Source organism: Natronococcus sp. A-GB7 (assembly GCF_029688865.1).
Taxonomy (GTDB): Archaea; Halobacteriota; Halobacteria; order Halobacteriales; family Natrialbaceae; genus Natronococcus.
Map to the genome: position 1 here is coordinate 1 of NZ_JARUKV010000069.1, position 1,586 is coordinate 1,586.

At 52.6% G+C, this 1,586-nt stretch carries 3 protein-coding genes; 1 reads left to right on the top strand and 2 read right to left on the bottom strand.

What is annotated here, in order from left to right; all coding sequences use genetic code 11:
- Positions 1-254 precede the first annotated feature (254 nt).
- Entirely contained in the window at positions 255-635 is a 381-nt protein-coding gene (locus QA609_RS24595; RefSeq protein WP_278305251.1) for a hypothetical protein, read from the top strand.
- Between the two features lie 165 nt (positions 636-800).
- Here QA609_RS24595 and QA609_RS24600 read toward each other — a convergent pair whose 3' ends face one another.
- Positions 801-1,094 carry a ribbon-helix-helix protein, CopG family gene (locus QA609_RS24600; protein ID WP_278305252.1) on the bottom strand — a complete coding sequence of 98 codons (294 nt, stop codon included), beginning with the start codon at positions 1,092-1,094 and terminating at the stop codon, positions 801-803.
- Positions 1,095-1,168: 74 nt separating this feature from the next.
- Entirely contained in the window at positions 1,169-1,558 is a 390-nt protein-coding gene (locus QA609_RS24605; protein ID WP_278305253.1) for a PIN domain-containing protein, read from the bottom strand.
- Positions 1,559-1,586: the final 28 nt, after the last annotated feature.

Below are 1,586 nucleotides of genomic sequence, written 5' to 3' on the forward strand. Positions count from 1 at the left end.
ATGCGTAACAGGCGTTTCATCAAAATCTCGACTGGCAGATAGCGAACGGCGGAGTTTGTGCCAAACTCAGACGTTTACCTGAAAGTATAACACACCACATAGGTGTTGCCGCTTTACCAGAGACAGGGGCTTCTCTGGATTCCGTTACATGGAGATGCGAACTGAACGAGGATTCGAGTCACTCAGTTAATCAAAAAGAAGAGATCTATGAAAATGTATCTGCTTTAACAGTTTGAGAGACTATACCATAGTACATGAGTGAACTCCCGGATCAACCGCCAACTGACAAGATTTTCGACGCGCTATCGGATGTTCACCGTCGCCGGATACTGATTCGCCTGTTAGATCACAACCCGCAAACCATCGACCAACTGTCGTCGGCCCCTGACAGCGCTTTCGAGATGAACACTGGGATAGTCGACGAATACCTAGCACGCTCGCTGGAGATCGACGGAATAGACAAAACAGCCGTTCGCCTGTACCACAACGACCTTCCCAAACTCGAGGACTGCGGTTTCATCGAGTGGGACCGCGACGAAAACGAGGTACGGAAAGGCACCCAGTTCGACGAGGTTCGGCCGGTCCTTAAGTTGTTAGAGGAGAACCGCGAAATCCTTCCCGACGATTGGCTGTGATGATATTCGGTTGTCCTGTACGTAACGGGCCCCAATGATACCTTCCCCGCTCTGTTGCTGGTCTCGTGGTCGGCCGGAACGCTGGTGAGCCACCATTTTGCTCGAGTCCGCCAGCACTTGTGCAACACTCTCCAGCGTGAGAAAGGCCAATGTTGCCCAAGGCGGTTAGTCGTCGGGCATTCCGAAGGCCCACCACTTCGCCCGAGTGAAGAGACCCGCTTTGCGATATGATTTCTCTTCTTCGATGTACTCAACCAGCTCAGTATTCTGTTCACGCTGTTGAATTATAGTACGTTTTTCGTTCTGTAAACGCTGGTTTTCGGTCTGTAGTTGATCGTATTCAATCCCCCGCTCGAGAAGGTCGCGAATGGCCTCGGAGCGGGAGCAATCGTTTTCGTCCGAATACGCCTGTATGGCCTCGTCTATCTCCTCAGGAACGCGGGCGGCCACTTGCTCCATATACGCCTGAAAACAAGCGAAAACACAAGAAGCTGAGTCAGACGTATGTCTTGCAGCAGTCGGCAAAATGAGGGTTAGTAGCTCTCGGCCTCAAGGTCATCAACGCGTGCGAACTCATCTACGTTACGCGTGAGCACTCGGGGGTCTGGGGTTCCAACCGCTGTTCCGGCGATCAGAACATCACGGGCACCAATCCGTTCACCGCGGTCAAGAAGCTCATGTTGGATCGATATCGCTTGTCGAGCTGTTGTGTCGGTAACCGGAAGGACTACGAGGTCGTCAACGACCTCTCCAAACTGCTCGCGATACCTGGCGCTTTCTCCTCGGAGCCCAACACCCACCTCAAAGATGGTAAGTGCAGAGAGAGCGACAGGAGCCCTCTCCTCTCGAAGCTCAGCGAGTCGATTTATCGCTGCGTCGTCTCCTCGAAGTACGTCGTGGATAAATGTCGAGTCAAGAATCATACAGTATGACTATGCCTCGTCAGACTGC

Excerpts from the sequence above, each read along its gene's own strand:
- QA609_RS24595 (WP_278305251.1), top strand. The coding sequence starts at position 255 with ATGAGTGAACTCCCGGATCAACCGCCAACTGACAAGATTTTCGACGCG.
- QA609_RS24605 (WP_278305253.1), bottom strand. The coding sequence starts at position 1,558 with ATGATTCTTGACTCGACATTTATCCACGACGTACTTCGAGGAGACGAC.
- QA609_RS24600 (WP_278305252.1), bottom strand. The coding sequence starts at position 1,094 with ATGGAGCAAGTGGCCGCCCGCGTTCCTGAGGAGATAGACGAGGCCATA.